We start from the raw sequence: 16,517 nt of genomic DNA on the forward strand, positions 1-16,517 counted from the left end.
TGCGCAGTTGCTCGTAGGAATTGGCGATCGAGGTCGAGCCGCCCGTGCCCTGGAGGCCGAAGGCGAGATTGGCGTAGAGCTTGTCGTCCGCCGGCGCATGCGCCGCGCGCATCTGGCTCCAGTCCGCGTCGAGCTCCTCCGCCACGAGCGTGGCGAGGCCGGTGAACGGACCCTGGCCGAATTCGATGTGCTTGGAGAGCACCGTCACCGTGTCGTCGGTGCCGATCTTGACGAAGGTATTGAGCGTCGCGAGCCCGTCCGGCCCGCCGGCCTGCGCGCCGTCGGATGCGGCGAAGGCTGAGATTTTCGGGGCGAGCGCGAGGCCGATGACGAGGCCGGTTCCGGTCAGGAAACCACGGCGTGTGGGCGTGACATGATGAAGCGTCATGGCTCAGCCCTCCATCGATGCGGCGGCGTCGTGGATCGCCTGCCTTATGCGATGGTAGGTGGCGCATCGACAGATGTTGCCGGCCATGGCGCCGTCGATGTCCTCGTCCGTCGGCTTCGGGGTGATCTGGAGCAAGGCGACGGCCGACATCACCTGCCCCGACTGACAGTATCCGCATTGCGGCACGTCGATCGCCACCCAGGCCTTGTGCACGGCCTCGGCCTCGCGGCCGGACAGGCCCTCGATCGTCACCACGTCGGAGCCGTCGACCATGGAGATCGGCGTGATGCAGGACCGGCGCGTCATGCCGTCGAGATGCACGGTGCAGGCGCCGCACTGGGCGACACCGCAGCCGTATTTCGTTCCGGTCAGTTTCTCGAAATCGCGTATGACCCACAGGAGGGGCGTGTCGGGATCGCCGTCAAAACGGCGTTCCTCTCCGTTGAGCGTGAAAGTAACCATCTTCGAACCTCTGGAAGTGCCCAGGCATGGCCTATGGGGCGTGTTGGCAGCAACGCCAGTCGGGATCGTCGCAACATAGGTCATTTAGGCAGCCGCGGGACGAATTCCAGTGCGGCGGCGGCCGGGCGGCCGGCGGCCGCGGTAACGATAGATTGACTTGACGCCGATGCCGGCGAGTCTGCGCCGACAGCGGGCGAACCTTGCCGAACTTTAATTTGCCGGCCGGCGGAATCCGCATATATCTCGCGCATGCTCCTGCGCGCGATCTTCTCCTTCTTCGAAAACTGGATACGGCCCTTTGCGCGGCAGGACGATCTTCGTCCGCCGACCGGTCTCGTCGCCTTCGTCTGGTTCTATGTGCGGCAGGCCAAGATGCCCTTCGTGGCGATGCTGGTGCTTGGCGGCATGACGGCCTCGATCGAGGCGGCGACCTTCTGGTTCGTCGGCCGGATCGTCGACGTCCTGGCGACGGTGAAGCCGGGTGACGGCTGGGCCGGCCTTCTCGATGCACATGGTCCCGAGCTCGTCGGCATGCTGGTCCTGATCGCCGTCGTGCGCTTCCTGGTGACGTTCCTGACGGCGCTCGTCGACCAGCAGGTCCTCACGCCCGGCTTCTACAATCTGGTGCGGTGGCAGTCCTACGCGCATGTGGCGCGCCAGTCGCTGTCGTTCTTCCAGAACGACTTCTCCGGCCGCATCGTCACCAAGGTCTGGTCGGCCGGGCAGGCGACCGGCGACGTCATCACCTCCTTCATGGAGAGCGTCTGGTTCGTCGGCATCTATACGGCGTCCATGCTGGTGTTGATCGGCCAGCTCGACCTCCTGCTCGCCGGCGTCATCTGCGTCTGGCTTCTCGTCTTCGCGGTGCTCGCCCGCTTCTTCGTGCCGCGCATCCGCGTGCATTCGAAGGAGTCCGCGGAGGCCGCCTCCATGCTGTCCGGGCGGCTCGTCGACGCCTATTCCAACATCCAGACGCTAAAACTCTTCGGACGCGACGACGTCAACGATGGCTACGTGCGCGGCGGCTTCGAGATCTATCAGGACGCGATCCTGCGCTTCACGCGGTTCCTCACCGGCGTGCGCGCCTCGATGGCGCTGCTCTCCGGCATCATGATCGCCACCATGGCGGTGCTCTGCGTGCATTTGTGGCTGCAGTCCGCCATCAGCTCCGGCGCCGTCGCCTTCACCATGGCGCTGGTGCTGCGCATGAACTTCCTGCTCAACCGGCTGATGACGCAGCTGAACGCCATCATGCGCAACATCGGCACGATCCTGAATTCGGCCGAGCTCATCTCGCAGCCGATCGGCCTCGTCGATCGGCCGGACGCCGGTGAACTGACGATCGTCCGGCCCGAAATCCGCTTCGAGGCCGTGCGTTTCCACTATGGCCGGGAAAGCGGTGTGATCGACGGTCTCTCGCTCGTCGTCCGCCCCGGCGAGAAGGTCGGCATCGTCGGTCGCTCGGGCGCCGGCAAGTCGACGCTCGTCAACCTGCTGCTGCGCTTCTACGATCTCGAAGGCGGGCGCATCCTCGTCGGCGGAACGGACATCGCGACCGTCACCCAGCACAGCCTGCGCGCCGGCATCGGCATGGTGAGCCAGGACACCGCGCTGCTCCACCGGTCGATCCGCGACAACATCCTCTTCGGCAAGATGAACGCGACGGAGGCGGAGATGGTCGAGGCCGCCCGCCGGGCCGAGGCGCACGACTTCATCCTCGCGCTCAGGGACCAGCGCGGCCGCAGCGGCTACGACGCCCATGTCGGCGAGCGTGGCGTCAAACTCTCTGGCGGACAGCGCCAGCGCATCGCGATCGCTCGCGTCATGCTGAAGGACGCGCCGATCCTGGTGCTTGACGAGGCGACCTCGGCGCTGGACAGCGAGGTAGAGGCCGTCATCCAGTCCAATCTCGAACGCCTGATGCATGGCAAGACGGTGCTTGCCATCGCCCACCGGCTCTCCACCATCGCGGCACTGGACCGGCTGATCGTGATCGACGCAGGCCGGGTGGTGGAGCAGGGCACGCATGACGAGCTGATCGGACGCGGCGGCCTTTATGCCGAGCTCTGGGCGCGCCAGTCCGGCGGTTTCCTCGGCCACGAGCGGGCGGCCGAATAGCCCGCCGCAACGCTCTCCCGCAAACCGGAAAACGGGGCTTTGCCGCTTGCCTGCGCGCCGCGGTTTGGCAAGGAAATCACGGCCTTTCGTTTTCCCGCGACATTGTGCCCCCATGCCCTTGCCAAGGCTGGACATAATTTGCGATCAAGCATAGAACGCGCCCGATTGGCGGGGAATCTGTGGCCGTACTGTGTCCGGATTTGGCCGGTTGCAAATGAGGCGATGCGGTTCCGCAACACTATTGCGCGAGAGGATGGTTTAGCTGTGAGCGAACACGAGACGTCAAGCGAATCCCTGGGCGAGCCCACTCGCCGCGATTTTCTCTATCTGACCACGGGGATGGCGGGTGCCGTTGGTGCCGTTGCGGTGGCCTGGCCCTTCATCGACCAGATGCGGCCGGACGCCTCGACGCTGGCGCTCGCCTCGATCGAGGTCGACGTGTCGAGCCTCCAGCCGGGCATGTCGCTGACCGCCAAGTGGCGCGGCAAGCCGGTGTTCATCCGCAACCGCACCGACAAGGAAGTCGAGGAGGCCAAGGCCGTCGCGCTGGCTGATCTCAAGGACCCGGTCGCCCGCAACGCCAACATCGCGCCGGACTCGGAGGCGACCGACCTCGACCGCTCCGCCGGCGAGGGCAAGGAGAACTGGATCGTGATGATCGGCTCCTGTACCCATCTCGGCTGCGTGCCACTCGGCCAGGCCGGCGATTTCGGCGGATGGTTCTGTCCCTGTCACGGTTCTCACTACGATACCGCCGGGCGTATCCGTAAGGGCCCGGCGCCCGAGAACCTGCCTGTGCCGACCTTCTCGTTCGTTTCCGACACAGTTATCAAGATCGGTTGAGGGGACACCTGATAATGAGTGCTGAACATTCCACCTACCAGCCGACGTCCGGCATCGAAAAATGGGTCGATTCGCGCCTGCCTCTGCCGCGCATGATCCATGACAGCTTCGTCTCCTACCCGGTTCCGCGCAACCTGAACTATGCCTATACCTTCGGCGCCATGCTGTCGGTCATGCTGATCGTGCAGATCCTGACCGGCGTCGTGCTTGCCATGCACTATGCGGCCGAAACGACCGTCGCGTTCAACTCGGTCGAGAAGATCATGCGCGACGTGAACCACGGCTGGCTGCTGCGCTACATGCACGCCAACGGCGCGTCCTTCTTCTTCATCGCGGTCTATCTGCACATCGCCCGCGGCCTCTACTACGGCTCCTACAAGGCGCCGCGCGAAATCCTCTGGATCCTCGGCGTGGTCATTTACCTGCTGATGATGGCGACCGGCTTCATGGGCTACGTCCTGCCCTGGGGCCAGATGTCCTTCTGGGGCGCGACGGTCATCACCGGCTTCTTCTCGGCCTTCCCGTGGGTCGGCGAGTGGATCCAGCAGTTCCTGCTCGGCGGCTTCGCGGTCGACAATCCGACGCTCAACCGCTTCTTCGCGCTGCACTACCTGCTGCCCTTCATGATCGCCGGCGTCGTCGTCCTGCATATCTGGGCGCTGCACGTCACCGGCCAGACCAACCCGACCGGCGTCGAGGTGAAGTCCAAGACGGACACGGTCGCCTTCACGCCCTTTGCCACGCTGAAGGACGCACTCGGCGTCTCGGTCTTCCTGATCGTCTTCGCCTGGTTCATCTTCTACATGCCGAACTATCTCGGCCACCCGGACAACTACATCCCGGCCGACCCGCTGAAGACGCCCGCCCACATCGTGCCGGAATGGTACTACCTGCCGTTCTACGCCATGCTGCGCGCCATCACCTTCAATGTCGGCCCGATCGACTCCAAGCTCGGCGGCGTGCTTGTGATGTTCGGCGCGATCATCGTGCTGTTCTTCCTGCCCTGGCTCGACACGTCCAAGGTTCGCTCTGCCGTCTATCGCCCGTGGTACAGGCTGTTCTTCTGGATCTTCGTGGCCAACGCCATCCTGCTCGGCTGGCTCGGCGCCATGCCCGCTGAAGGCATCTACGTCATCCTGTCCCAGCTCGGCACGCTCTACTATTTCGGTTTCTTCCTCGTCGTCATGCCGGTCCTCGGCCTGATCGAGTCTCCGAAGCGCATTCCGAATTCCATCACGGAAGCGGTTCTGGAGAAGAAGAACGCAAAGCCGGCCAAGGCCTGATCGCGACGCGACGAAAGGAACCGAAACAATGAAAAAGCTTGTTGCAAGCATTCTGTCGCTCGCAGTCGTCGCCAGCCTGGGCGTGTCCATCGCCACCGCGCAGGACGAGCCTGCGGCCGGCGCCGCCGAGGCGGAACACGCCACGCCGCACTATCCGCTGCATAAGCCGAAGCAGCAGGAATGGTCCTTCGCCGGCCCGTTCGGAAAGTACGACAAGGGCCAGTTGCAGCGCGGTCTCAAGGTCTACACGGAAGTCTGTTCCGCCTGCCACTCGATGCGCCTCGTCTCCTTCCGCACGCTGGAGGGCCTCGGTTATTCGGAAGGGCAGGTGAAGACCTTCGCCGCCAACTACGAGGTCGAGGACGGCCCGAACGGCGACGGCGAGATGTTTACCCGCAAGGCGGTCCCGTCCGACTATTTCCCGTCGCCCTATCCGAACCACGAAGCGGCCGCGGCGGCGAACAACGGCGCGGCGCCGCCGGACTTCTCGCTGATCGCCAAGGCGCGCGGCATCACCCGCGGCTTCCCGCAGTTCGTGTTCGACATCTTCACGCAGTACCAGGAAGGCGGGCCGGACTATATCTACTCGCTGCTGACCGGCTACGACGAAGAGAAGCCGGCGCATGTCGAGGTGGCGGAGGGTACGCACTACAACCCGTATTTCGCCAATGCGGCAGCGCTCGCCATGGCCAAGCCGATCTCGGACGACCAGGTCACCTATGACGACGGCACGCCGCAGACGGTCGACCAGTATGCCCACGACGTCGCCGCCTTCCTGATGTGGGCCGCCGAGCCGCATCTGGAGGACCGCAAGCGCACCGGCTTCATGGTCATGGTCTTCCTGGTGATCTTCACCGGCCTCATCTACCTGACGAAGAAGTCGGTCTACGCCAGCAAGGAACATTGAGCGCTTCGGCGTTCACATGAGAAAGGCGGCTCCCGGGCCGCCTTTTTGTGTTTCGGTCAGAGCAGAATGTTGGCGAACTCCCGTTCGCAGGCAAGCCGGTCCATCGGACCGAGGCGACCCAATCGACGCAGGATGAGCGCGTTCGGAATCGTGGCGAGCCGCCAGCGGACGACGCAAGCTTTCGGCAGGTTCGCCGACGTCAGGTCGGCAAGGGTGACGTCGCTCGGCCACGCGGTCGCCTTCGCGGTCGTGATCATCGCCACCACGCTCGATTCGTTTCGCTCGTTGAATGACGGGCCGGAAAGGACGACTGCGGGTCGCCGTTTCAGGACAGGGACATCCGAGAAGGGGAAGGGAACGACGACCGTCTCGTAGCGTTCACAGATCACCGAAGGCCTCGTCGTCTGCTTCGCTTTCCCACTCGGGGAACAGAGTCGAGATGTTCTTGAGGTAGTCGTCGACAAGCCTAACTTCGCGCAGCGGGACAGCTTCACCACGGCGGGACTTGTACCATCGTCCCCAGACTTCCTTCATGCTGCCTTCCGGCCGGATCGCTTCCGTCGGGCGCCCGTCCTTGCCGGTCTTCATCCGCACCCACCGTCCAACGACGCCGTCGGTTTCGAGATTGATATATTCCTCATCCCGGAGGGTGCGCAGCCGGGCCTGAAGCTCCGGGCTTTCGATATGCTTGAACCAGATGGCAATGTCGGAAATTCGCACCTGCGGGACCATGGGGGGGCTCCTGTTTTTGATTTATATGGGTCTATGGGGGGTCTTATAACATTGCGAAACCCCCGTGTCTACCCTTCACCAAAATGTCGTGACCATGTCCATCCAGAGGTGGACAAGCGCCGGTTCCGCCGTCAAGGTCTGCCGTCTTCATCCGCACCGAACGAGCGCCATGACTTCGACCCTCGAAAAAGACCTGATCGCCTCCATCCGCAATATTCCGGACTATCCCAAGCCGGGAATCGTCTTCCGGGACATCACGACGCTGCTCGGCAATCCGCGGACATTCCGGCGGGCGGTGGACGAACTCGTCCATCCCTATGCGGGCAACGGCGTCGGCAAGGTGGCGGGCATCGAGGCGCGCGGCTTCATCCTCGGCGGCGCCATGGCGCACCAGCTGTCGACCGGCTTCGTGCCGATCCGCAAGAAGGGCAAGCTGCCGCACGAGACGGTGCGCATCGCCTACAGCCTGGAATACGGCGTGGACGAGATGGAAATGCACAAGGATGCGGTGAAACCGGGCGAGAAGGTGCTTCTCGTCGACGACCTGATCGCCACCGGCGGTACGGCCGAGGCGGCGGTGAAGCTGTTGCGCCAGATGGGGGCCGACATCGTCGCGGCCTGCTTCGTCATCGACCTGCCGGAGATCGGCGGGCGCAGGAAGCTCGAGGCGCTCGGCGTCGAGGTCCGTACGCTCGTCGCCTTCGAGGGACACTGACGGCGGCCTTCGTCAGACGAATTCCAGAACCGTGCTTTCGAAGCGGATCACCGCTTCGCCGTGCTGGTTTTCACCGGCGCAGAGGATCGTGTCGATCAGCCGGCCGGGCCGCGACGCACGTTCGTGCGACGCCAGCAATGCCACCGAATAGGTGATCGTGTCGCCGGCATAGACCGGCCTCAGCCAGCGCAGATTGGTGAAGCCGGGCGAGGGGCCGAGTTCGGGCGGCTCGATGCCCTCCCGTTTCAGCCGCTGATATTCCGCCATCCAGAACGCGACGAAACACTTCATCCAGCCGGCGCAGGTGTGCCAGCCAGAGGCGCAGAGTCCGCCGAAGAGGGCGTTCTTCGCGGCGTCCGGATCGACATGGAAGGGTTGCGGGTCGAACTGGCGGGCGTAGCGGACGATGTCCTCGGCGGTGAAGACGTGCGAGCCGATGACGACCGGTTCGTTCAAGGGGTAGAGCTCAGCCATGCGCATCGGCGGTGTCCTCCGGACGGCGCAGGCGGATCATGTTGGCGTAGTCGCAGACGGCGACCGCCTCGCCGCGCTGGTTGAAGAGTTCGGCGCGGAAGGTCGCGATGCCGATCTCCGGCCGCGAACGCGACTGCCGCGCCTCCAGCACCGTGCAATAGCCCGACAGTGTATCGCCGGCGAGAACCGGCCGCTTCCACTCCATCCGGTCGACGCCGGGAGATCCCTCGCCGGCGGTGCGGTCGATATAGCTGTCGCAGAGCATGCGCATCATCATCGCGCTCGTGTGCCAGCCCGACGCCGCGAGGCCGCCGAGGATGCTCGCCTTGCCGGCGGCCTCGTCGGTGTGCATCGGCTGCGGATCGAATTCCCGCGCGAAGGCGACGATCTCCCCGGCGGTGACCGTGCGGGGCGCGAAGTCGAACCTTGTGCCCGGCGGAAAATCCTCGAATGTCATGAGGGAAGGGGTCATCGTATCGTCCGGCAGAAATCGGAATGCCCGCGCCGAGGCGGCACCGGCATCATTTCGATTTTGCGGCACATGGCAAGCCGGCTTTGGTCGAAGGCGTCAGGTGTTGAAGCGGAAGTGAATGACGTCGCCGTCCTGCACCACGTATTCCTTGCCTTCGTCGCGCCCCTTGCCGGCCTCCTTCGCGCCGACTTCGCCCTTGTAGGCGATGTAGTCGTCATAGGAGATCGTGAAGGCGCGGATGAAGCCGCGTTCGAAATCGGTGTGAATGACACCGGCGGCCTGCGGTGCCTTGGTGCCGCGCACGATGGTCCAGGCGCGGGTCTCCTTGGGGCCGACCGTGAAATAGGTGATCAGGTCGAGCAGGTGGTATCCGGCGCGGATGAGACGGTCGAGACCCGCTTCCTCGAGACCGAGTGCGGAGAGGAACTCCGCGGCTTCCTCCTCGGGAAGCTGGGCGACCTCGGACTCGATCGCGGCCGAGATGGTGACGCATTCGGCACCCTGTTCCTTCGCCATGGCGGCGACGGCTTCGGTGTGCGCGTTGCCGGTCGACGCGTCGGCTTCCGCGACGTTGCAGACATAGAGGACCGGGTGCGACGTCAGGAGGTTGAGGCCCTTCAGGATGTCGATCTCTTCCGGTGCGAGCGTCTTCAGGAGGAGACGGGCCGGCTTGCCGTCGTTCAGCAATTTCACCACGGCTTCCATGACCGGCAGTTGCGCCATGGAGTCCTTGTCCTTGCTGGCCGCCCGCTTGCGGGTCTGCTCGACCCGGCGTTCGAGGCTTTCAAGGTCGGCAAGCATCAGCTCGGTCTCGATCGTGTCGGCATCGCCCACCGGGTTGATGCGCCCCTCGACATGGGTGATGTCGTCGTCCTCGAAGCAGCGCAGCACGTGCACCACCGCATCGACTTCGCGGATGTTGGCGAGGAACTTGTTGCCGAGGCCTTCCCCCTTCGAGGCGCCGCGCACGAGGCCGGCGATGTCGACGAAGGAGATGCGCGTCGGGATGATTTCCTTGGAGCCGGCGACGGTGGCAAGCTTCTGCATGCGCGGATCGGGCACGGCCACCTCGCCGGTGTTCGGCTCGATGGTGCAGAAGGGGTAGTTCGCCGCCTGCGCGGCCGCCGTCTTGGTCAGCGCGTTGAAGAGGGTGGACTTGCCGACATTCGGCAGTCCGACAATACCGCATTTGAAGCCCATGGACCGAGGTATCCGTATCTGATGTGAACTGTTGCCGTCGCTATGGGCGAAACCGCCCGGAGGGTCAAGGCTTTGCGACCGAGCCGGACATTGCGTGTAAGGCAGTTTTGCCTTACTTTTTGCTGCGGAGGCCGACGATGACAGTTCTCACCGTTACAGCAAAAGGGCAAGTGACCCTCAGGAAGGAGTTCCTGCGGCATCTGAACGCCAAGCCGGGCGACAAGCTTGAAGTGGCGATTCTGCCCGACGGCAAGCTGCAAATCTCGGCGGAGAAACCGGCGAGCGGCGGTCGCATCGACGACTTCTTCGGCAGCTTGAGGAACCCTCACGGACTGCATTTCACGATCGATGAACTGAAGGACGAGATCGACAAGGCGTGGGCGACGCGTCGACGATGATCATCGCAGATACGAACGTTCTGCTTCGGGCGGCGCTCGACGACGATCCGGCGCAAAGCCGCGAGGCCCGTCGCTGCCTTGCGGAAGCGGACGGGATTGCGGTGCCGATTCAAGTGCTTTGCGAGTTTGTTTGGGTCGCGTCGCGAAGCTACCGGCTGAAGAGCCGGGACATCGCGTCCAGCGTGCTGTTGCTCCTCAACGACGGCAAGGTTCACTGCGACCGTGAGGCCGCGCTTGCCGGGCTTGAATTCATGATTGCCGGCGGTGATTTCGCCGATGGGATCATCGAGTTCGAGGGTCGGGCACGAGGCGGCGATCTTTTCGCGACGTTCGACAGGCAGGCCGCCGAGATCGTCGCCGGCAAGGGCAGAGGCTGCATCCTGCTTGCGCCGGACTGAACCTCGGGCTTGCCTGCCGCCTCGCATCTGCGATACGATTTATCGCGTTGCGAAGGGCCGACGCCGTCATCGGGAGCCGAAACGCGATGAGCGAAGAAACCACCGTCACCCCCAAAACCGTCACGAAACCGAAGCTGGAGCGGCCGAAGCTCTACAAGGTCATCTTGCTCAACGACGACTATACGCCGCGCGAATTCGTGATCATGGTGCTCAAGGCCGTCTTCCGCATGAGCGAGGAAGCGGGTTATCGCGTGATGCTGACCGCGCACAGGATGGGTTCGTGCGTCGTCGTGGTCTGCGCCAGGGACATCGCCGAGACAAAGGCGAAGGAGGCGACGGACCTCGCCAAGGAGGCGGGTTTTCCGCTGCTGTTCCAGACGGAGCCGGAGGAATAGGGCGGATTCAGCCTTCCTTAGCCGCTTGCCGGTACACTCCGCCGCAAACGGGGAGACCGGCATGGTCGAAGAGGCCGCCACCTGGCACTACGCCGTCGCATTCGCGCTTTTCCTCGTGCTCGGCGCGGTCGGGCACGTGACGCGCGCCGTCTTCAACATGTTTCCGGACCGCCTCTCCGACAACGACACGATGGATATGCTCGTCAGCGACGGCTATGGCTGGAACGACAAGCTGCTGGGCACGGAATATGACGATGGCGGCTTCTACCGTCTCGATTCCTACCGCAACGTCCGCAATGCGTGCCTGATGTCCGGCTTCGGCGGGCTTGCCGTGATGGTGTTTTCCGACGGCGCGTCGATCGCCATCGCACAGGGGATAGACGCGGCACTCGCGTGGCTCTGGGGCCTGTTTCTGCATCGGCTGGGCACGGTCACGGTTTTCTAACGGTCTGTCCGGCCTTGTCGTTGCGGATTTGAAAGCCCGTCTTGTCCTGCATGAAGCCGCAGCGTCGATAGAAATCGTGCGTTCCGGGATCGCTCCGCCCGGTCATCAGCATGGTTTTGTAGCATCCGGCGGCGAAGGCGTCCGCCACGGCGCGCAGAAGGACAGCCCTGCCGACGCCTTTTCGCCGCCATGCCTTGTCGGTCACAACGTTTTCGATCAGCGCATAGGGTGCTGCACCGCGTGTCAGGTTCGGCACGATGACGAGCGTGCAGCTTGCGACCGGCGTCCGGCCGTCGAACGCCGCCAGGACGCTCAGGCCGGGATGTGCGAGCATGCTCGCGAACCGTTTTTCCGCGACCGCCGGGGCGAGCGGCGGATCGCGGGGGTTGAGCTGGGAATAGAGGTTGAGCAGGCCGGGCAGGTCTGCCGCTCTCGCTGCCCGGATCGGCAGGACCGCGTCTCCGCTCATCCCTTGTCGCCGAACATCTTCTTCAGCATGTCGGCCATCGGGCCGGTCGCCGGCAGTGTCTTCGGCTGCGCGTGGTTGCGCGCCTGGTGAACGTGAGACTGGCCGGCGGGCTTCTTCTCCGCCTTCGGTCCGGCCTCCGCCTTGCCGCCGGTCGAGAGCGCCAGCCTGTTCATGAACTGCGATTCCTCGCCGCGCACCAGCATGTCGACGGCGATGGCGATCTCGTCGAGCAGCGGGTCGAGCCAGACGGAGTCCGCCTTGGCGAAATCGCCGAGCACGTGGCCGGTGACCCGTTCCTTGTCGCCGGGATGGCCGATGCCGAGCCGCAGGCGCCGGTAGTCCTGGCCGCAATGGGCGTCGAGCGACTTGATGCCGTTGTGGCCGCCATGGCCGCCGCCTGTCTTGATGCGCGCCTTGCCGGCCGGCAGGTCGAGTTCGTCATAGACGGCGACGATATCCGCCGGCGACAGCTTGTAGAAGCGCATCGCCTCGCCGACGGCTTCGCCGGAGAGGTTCATGAAGGTCTGCGGCTTCAGGAGCAGCACCTTTTCGCCGGCGATCTCGCCCTCGGCGATCTCGGCCTTGAACTTCTTCGACCAGGGCGAGAAGGCATGTTTGCGATGGATCGCATCGACGGCCATGAAGCCGATATTGTGCCGGTTGCCGGCATATTTGGCGCCGGGATTGCCGAGTCCCGCGATGATGAGCATCGGTTCGCTCTCCGGAAGGTCGTGACGAATGTTCGACCTTCACGACAGGCAAATCACCGTCTTGTCAACCGCTTTCGGTCGTTCGGCTCACTTCACGTCGGCCGTCTGCGTGTTGGGCGGCAATCCGTAACGGGTGAAGATCCGGTCCTGCTCGCCCGAGGCGATGAGGTCCTTCAGCGCGCGCTGCATCGTCGCGATGAGGTTCCGCGACAGGTCCTTGTGGCAGGCGATGCTGTAGATCTGGCCGTCCATCAGCATCGCCTTCTGCACCGGATGGCCGTCCTGCACCATCTTCTCGAATGTCTTGACGGAGGTCGGCATCAGGTCGATGCGGCCGCTGATCAGCTTCCCGAGCGTCACGTCGATGTCCGCCGCCAGATCGATGTCCGCAAACCCCTGCTCCTCGAGCGCCTCGACGGCGAAGTCGCCGCGCTGCGAGCCGACGCGCAAGGCGCGTGCCTCGTCCAGTGTCGTTGCCGTGACGGTGCCGCCGCGCCGTTTCACCATCACCATGTGGTCCTTGAGGAGCGGTTCCACCCAGAGGAAGCGCTCATGCCGCGTCCGGTTGTGCCCGGTGGTGAAGACGCAGTGGTTCGGCTGTGTTTCGGCGAGCGCGATGGCGCGTGCCCAGGGCATGATCTCGATGCGGTAGTCGAGTCCGGCCGCGGCCGCGATCGCGTGCACCTGGTCGACGGAAATTCCCGTCACCTTGCCGTTGTCGGTGTAGTTGAACGGGGCGTATTCCTCCGTGACGAAGGTGATCTCGTCCGCGAGGGCGGGACCGGAGAGCAGGAAGGCGAATGCGGCGCAAAGCAGGGTCTTCATGAGATTGTCCTTCCGGCCGGAGCCTTATCCCGTCATGACGGTGGCGAGCAGCCTGTGGTCGGGTTGCTCCTGAGGGGTGAACTCGACGAGGCGGTCCATCAGTTCGTTAAGCGGCAGCGGCCTGCTGAAAAGGTAGCCCTGGCCGAATTCAAGGCCCATGCGGCACAGCATGTCCCGCTCTTCCTCGGTTTCGATGCCCTCGGCCACGACGGCGCAGCCCATCTGATGCGAAATCGTCCGGATGCCCTCGATCAGCATGCGGCTCTTGCGGGCGACCTCCGGCTGGTCGCTGCCGAGCGAGCGGGTGAAGGACTGGTCGACCTTGACGATATCGACGGGGAACCGGTTCAGGTAGCTCAGCGACGAATAACCCGTGCCGAAATCGTCGAGCGCGATGCGGCAGCCGAGACTTGAGAGCGATTCGAGCACGCTGCACACGACGGGACTGTCGAGCATCAGCACCGCTTCGGTGATCTCGATGACGATCCGGCAGGGCAGGACGCCGTTTTCGAGCAGCAGGGCCGCCAGCCGGTGGGGCAGGCCCGGCTCGAACTGCAGCGGCGAGAAGTTGACGGCGAGATAGCTCTCCTCGAGCCCGGAGAGGCGCGAGACGACGGCGAGATTTGCGATCGCCTTGGTCAGGATGATGTCGCCGACACGCAGGATCGAGCCGTTTTCCTCCGCCAGGCCGACGATCTCCGCCGGCGGAAGGATGCCCTTTTCGGGATGGTGCAGCCGCATCAGCGCCTCGAAGCCGGCGACGCGCCCGCTCGGCAGGTCGACGATCGGCTGGAGATAGGCCTGGAACCAGTCCTGACGCAGTCCCTGGTCGATGCACTGCTCCATCTCCAGGCGCTTGCGCACGATGTCGACCATGTTGCTATCGAAAAGCTGCACGCCGTTCTTGCCGCCGCGCTTGCGCGCATACATCGCCATGTCCGACTTCTGCAGCAGGTCGGGAGCGGTGGCGGCGTGGTCGGGATAGACCGCGACACCGATGCTGGCGCTGACCTTGATTTCGGTGCCGTCGACGACAAGGCTCTCCCTGAGAGTCGCGGCAAGGCGGTGGCTGATGTCGATCGCCACCTGCCTGGCGTCGGCCGCGCAGACCAGGATCGCGAACTCGTCGCCGCCGAGGCGCGCCACCATGTCGTTGAAGCGAAGCTGGTTGCGGATGCGCGCGGCCACCTGGCAGAGCACCTCGTCGCCGGCTGCATGGCCGAGATTGTCGTTGATCCACTTGAAGCGGTCGAGGTCGACGAAGAGGCACGCCAGTTTCTGCTTCGAGGCGTCGCTCTCGCTGATCATCTCGTCGAGAACCGCCTCGAAGCCTTGCCGGTTCAGGAGGCCGGTCAGGTGGTCGGTGATCGCCTGGTGGTGGTTGCGGCTTTCCGCCTCCTTGAGCTGCGTCACGTCCGTCATGACGGAGAGCGACAATGGCTGGCGGTCACCGGCCGCCACCGTATTGGTCTCGAGGATGAGGACGTCCATCACCGACTGGTCGGCTTTGCGGAAGCGCAGGGTCACCTCCACGGTGCCGTTGCTTTCGGCCGTCTGCTCCCGGCGCATGCGATAGGCGTCGCGCTCGCCATCGTCGACGAAGTCGGAGAAATTGCAGCCGATGACCTGTCGCCGCTCGTAGCCCGTCGCCGTCAGCCAGTAGTCGCTGACCGCCGTGATGCGGTCGAGCGCATCGATCGAGAAGAGCATGGCCGGCGTGCGGTTGTAGATGTCCGTCGCGCGGGCGTGGGCGCTTTTCAGCTCCTGCTCCTCGCGTTCCAGCTTGGTCTGCATCTCGTTGAAGTTGCGGGCGAGGCTGCCCATCTCGTCATTGGAATTCCAGTCGACGTGATGGCGGGAGCCGAGGCGCTGCGTGGCGTCGATCGCCGCCGTCAGCCGCATCAGCGGCCGGATGATGGTGATGCGGTTGCCGATGATGGCGGCCGTGAAGAGCGTGCCGACGGCGAAGAAGAAGATGGCGAAGATCATCATCTCGTCCTTGGTGAAGCGCGAGAAGGGGCCTTCCTTGGTGATCCAGATTTCCGCCGTGCCGACATTGCGGATGCCGTCCGCCGACTTGTGCAGGATGTCGGCGGTTACGACGGACTGGATTGTCGAGCGATCGGGCTCCGCCTCCGGCCTGCGGATGTCGATGACGTTCGAGGTATCGCGCACCCGGACATAGCTGATATTGGAGCCTGCTTGCAGCGCGGTCGCGATCTGCTCGACGCTCTCGCGGTCGAAGTCCCAGATCGGCTTGCCAAGGGCCTGCACGTTGGCATGGAGGAGCGTTTCCGTGTTCTGGAGCCGCTCGCGCGCGACGCGGTCGGATGACAGGATCAGGAAGAGAAGGAACAACGGCGCGACGAAGACGAGCAGGGCGCCAATGACGATCGCGATGAACCGGCTCTCCACCGAGTGCATCTTCATGCCCATGCCCCCTTCGTCGGACTGGTTTGCCCGTGCCTCGTGTTCTCAGGTTTCTCGTTGTTGATGATAGACTTTCATCAAATCCTTAAATGTTGCTGAAATCGGCGAGCCTGATTCCCGCATTCCCGGGGCGGTTTTCCTTGGCGGCGGCGATCCGGCACGAAAAAGCCCGCCGTCGGTTCCGACGGCGGGCCAGTTTCGCAGCGTATGCGGACCGATTATTCCTCGGTCGCGCCTGCGTCTTCAGCCTCTTCCTTCACGCCGCCGGCCGGCGTCGCGATGGTGGCGATCGTAAAGTCACGGTCCGTGATGACCGGGCTCGTGCCCTTCGGCAGCTTGATGTTCGAGATGTGAATGCCGTCGCCGATCTTCAGGCCGGTCAGGTCGGCCGTCAGGAACTCCGGAATGGAGTCGGCGGAGGCGTGCAGCTCGACTTCGTGGCGAACGACGTTCAGAACGCCGCCGATCTTGATGCCCGGGCTCTTCTCTTCGTTGACGAAGTGAACCGGCACTTCGACGACGACATGGGTGTCGCCCGAAACGCGCAGGAAGTCGACATGCATCGTGAAGTCGCGCACCGGATCGAGTTGGTAGTCCTTCGGCAGGACCTTGATCTTCTCGCCGTTGACGTCGATCGTGGCAACCGTCGTCTTGAAGCCGCCGGCGTGGATACGCAGGGTGACGTCCTTGGTCGAGACGGCGATGGCAAGCGGGGTCTGCTTGTCGCCATAGATGACTGCAGGAATGAGGCCGTTGCGGCGAAGTTCACGGGAGGACCCCTTACCAACCCGTTCGCGCGTCTCGGCCTTGAGCTCGTAGGAATCGTGGCTCATGGCTTAACCTTTCTAGATTA

21 protein-coding genes are annotated in these 16,517 nt (G+C 64.1%); 9 read left to right on the plus strand and 12 right to left on the minus strand.

Annotated elements, in window-relative coordinates; genetic code table 11:
* Together LXM94_RS12085 and LXM94_RS12090 are read right to left on the minus strand one after the other, a co-directional pair.
* The coding region (locus LXM94_RS12085; RefSeq protein ID WP_235771614.1) for a molybdopterin cofactor-binding domain-containing protein at positions 1-388 on the minus strand (388 nt) is incomplete at its 3' end.
* 3 nt (positions 389-391) lie between these two features.
* Positions 392-850: a (2Fe-2S)-binding protein gene (locus tag LXM94_RS12090; RefSeq protein WP_235771615.1), complete on the minus strand. Its 459-nt coding sequence runs from the start codon at positions 848-850 to the stop codon at positions 392-394.
* 249 nt (positions 851-1,099) lie between these two features.
* Between LXM94_RS12090 and LXM94_RS12095 the strand changes: the two genes are divergently transcribed.
* The 4 genes from LXM94_RS12095 to LXM94_RS12110 all read left to right on the plus strand — a co-directional run bounded on the left by LXM94_RS12095 (position 1,100) and on the right by LXM94_RS12110 (position 6,001).
* Positions 1,100-2,968, plus strand: coding sequence for an ABC transporter ATP-binding protein (locus LXM94_RS12095; RefSeq protein ID WP_235771616.1), 1,869 nt, complete (start codon positions 1,100-1,102; stop codon positions 2,966-2,968).
* Positions 2,969-3,232: 264 nt separating this feature from the next.
* Positions 3,233-3,811, plus strand: coding sequence for a ubiquinol-cytochrome c reductase iron-sulfur subunit (gene petA / locus LXM94_RS12100; protein ID WP_235771674.1), 579 nt, complete (start codon positions 3,233-3,235; stop codon positions 3,809-3,811).
* 14 nt (positions 3,812-3,825) lie between these two features.
* Positions 3,826-5,094 (plus strand): cytochrome b, encoded by a 1,269-nt coding sequence (locus LXM94_RS12105; protein WP_235771617.1) that lies wholly within the window; start codon positions 3,826-3,828, stop codon positions 5,092-5,094.
* 28 nt (positions 5,095-5,122) lie between these two features.
* A complete protein-coding gene (locus LXM94_RS12110; protein ID WP_235771618.1) occupies positions 5,123-6,001 on the plus strand; it encodes a cytochrome c1 in 879 nt (292 codons plus the stop codon).
* Between the two features lie 56 nt (positions 6,002-6,057).
* On the opposite strand, the gene LXM94_RS12115 is transcribed toward LXM94_RS12110, so the two are convergent.
* Both LXM94_RS12115 and LXM94_RS12120 read right to left on the minus strand, forming a co-directional pair.
* Entirely contained in the window at positions 6,058-6,390 is a 333-nt protein-coding gene (locus LXM94_RS12115; RefSeq protein WP_235771619.1) for a type II toxin-antitoxin system PemK/MazF family toxin, read from the minus strand.
* Complete coding sequence (locus LXM94_RS12120; protein WP_235771620.1) at positions 6,380-6,733, minus strand: hypothetical protein; 354 nt, start codon at positions 6,731-6,733, stop codon at positions 6,380-6,382. Before LXM94_RS12120 ends, LXM94_RS12115 begins: the two co-directional genes overlap by 11 nt.
* A gap of 169 nt (positions 6,734-6,902) precedes the next feature.
* Between LXM94_RS12120 and LXM94_RS12125 the strand changes: the two genes are divergently transcribed.
* On the plus strand, positions 6,903-7,448 hold the full coding sequence (locus tag LXM94_RS12125; protein ID WP_235771621.1) for an adenine phosphoribosyltransferase: 546 nt from the start codon (positions 6,903-6,905) through the stop codon (positions 7,446-7,448).
* Between the two features lie 12 nt (positions 7,449-7,460).
* On the opposite strand, the gene LXM94_RS12130 is transcribed toward LXM94_RS12125, so the two are convergent.
* From LXM94_RS12130 to ychF, 3 genes are all read right to left on the minus strand, one after another.
* Positions 7,461-7,928: a MaoC family dehydratase gene (locus LXM94_RS12130; protein WP_235771622.1), complete on the minus strand. Its 468-nt coding sequence runs from the start codon at positions 7,926-7,928 to the stop codon at positions 7,461-7,463.
* A complete protein-coding gene (locus LXM94_RS12135; protein WP_235771623.1) occupies positions 7,915-8,394 on the minus strand; it encodes a MaoC family dehydratase in 480 nt (159 codons plus the stop codon). The genes LXM94_RS12130 and LXM94_RS12135 overlap by 14 nt, the downstream gene beginning before the upstream one ends.
* A 96-nt stretch (positions 8,395-8,490) precedes the next feature.
* Positions 8,491-9,594 carry a redox-regulated ATPase YchF gene (gene ychF, locus LXM94_RS12140; RefSeq protein WP_235771624.1) on the minus strand — a complete coding sequence of 368 codons (1,104 nt, stop codon included), beginning with the start codon at positions 9,592-9,594 and terminating at the stop codon, positions 8,491-8,493.
* Between the two features lie 137 nt (positions 9,595-9,731).
* Here ychF and LXM94_RS12145 point away from each other — a divergent pair, with 137 nt between their 5' ends.
* The 4 genes from LXM94_RS12145 to LXM94_RS12160 all read left to right on the plus strand — a co-directional run bounded on the left by LXM94_RS12145 (position 9,732) and on the right by LXM94_RS12160 (position 11,230).
* Entirely contained in the window at positions 9,732-9,992 is a 261-nt protein-coding gene (locus LXM94_RS12145; protein WP_235771626.1) for an AbrB/MazE/SpoVT family DNA-binding domain-containing protein, read from the plus strand.
* Positions 9,989-10,390 (plus strand): type II toxin-antitoxin system VapC family toxin, encoded by a 402-nt coding sequence (locus LXM94_RS12150; protein ID WP_235771628.1) that lies wholly within the window; start codon positions 9,989-9,991, stop codon positions 10,388-10,390. The genes LXM94_RS12145 and LXM94_RS12150 overlap by 4 nt, the downstream gene beginning before the upstream one ends.
* An 86-nt stretch (positions 10,391-10,476) precedes the next feature.
* The gene (gene clpS, locus LXM94_RS12155; protein WP_235771630.1) at positions 10,477-10,785 is read left to right on the plus strand and encodes an ATP-dependent Clp protease adapter ClpS; all 309 of its coding nucleotides are present in this window, start codon (positions 10,477-10,479) and stop codon (positions 10,783-10,785) included.
* A gap of 61 nt (positions 10,786-10,846) precedes the next feature.
* Positions 10,847-11,230: a hypothetical protein gene (locus LXM94_RS12160; RefSeq protein ID WP_235771632.1), complete on the plus strand. Its 384-nt coding sequence runs from the start codon at positions 10,847-10,849 to the stop codon at positions 11,228-11,230.
* On the opposite strand, the gene LXM94_RS12165 is transcribed toward LXM94_RS12160, so the two are convergent.
* From LXM94_RS12165 to LXM94_RS12185, 5 genes are all read right to left on the minus strand, one after another.
* Positions 11,217-11,699 carry a GNAT family N-acetyltransferase gene (locus LXM94_RS12165; RefSeq protein WP_235771634.1) on the minus strand — a complete coding sequence of 161 codons (483 nt, stop codon included), beginning with the start codon at positions 11,697-11,699 and terminating at the stop codon, positions 11,217-11,219. The two genes, LXM94_RS12160 and LXM94_RS12165, sit on opposite strands and share 14 nt — an antisense overlap.
* Positions 11,696-12,409 carry an aminoacyl-tRNA hydrolase gene (pth, locus tag LXM94_RS12170; RefSeq protein ID WP_235771636.1) on the minus strand — a complete coding sequence of 238 codons (714 nt, stop codon included), beginning with the start codon at positions 12,407-12,409 and terminating at the stop codon, positions 11,696-11,698. The genes LXM94_RS12165 and pth overlap by 4 nt, the downstream gene beginning before the upstream one ends.
* Positions 12,410-12,496: 87 nt before the next feature.
* Complete coding sequence (locus tag LXM94_RS12175; RefSeq protein WP_235771638.1) at positions 12,497-13,234, minus strand: substrate-binding periplasmic protein; 738 nt, start codon at positions 13,232-13,234, stop codon at positions 12,497-12,499.
* A gap of 24 nt (positions 13,235-13,258) precedes the next feature.
* Entirely contained in the window at positions 13,259-15,670 is a 2,412-nt protein-coding gene (locus LXM94_RS12180; RefSeq protein ID WP_235771640.1) for a putative bifunctional diguanylate cyclase/phosphodiesterase, read from the minus strand.
* Positions 15,671-15,882: 212 nt separating this feature from the next.
* On the minus strand, positions 15,883-16,497 hold the full coding sequence (locus LXM94_RS12185; protein WP_235771641.1) for a 50S ribosomal protein L25/general stress protein Ctc: 615 nt from the start codon (positions 16,495-16,497) through the stop codon (positions 15,883-15,885).
* Positions 16,498-16,517: the final 20 nt, after the last annotated feature.

It is taken from the genome of Rhizobium alarense (assembly GCF_021555155.1).
In the GTDB taxonomy this organism is placed as follows: Bacteria; Pseudomonadota; Alphaproteobacteria; order Rhizobiales; family Rhizobiaceae; genus Rhizobium_D; species Rhizobium_D alarense.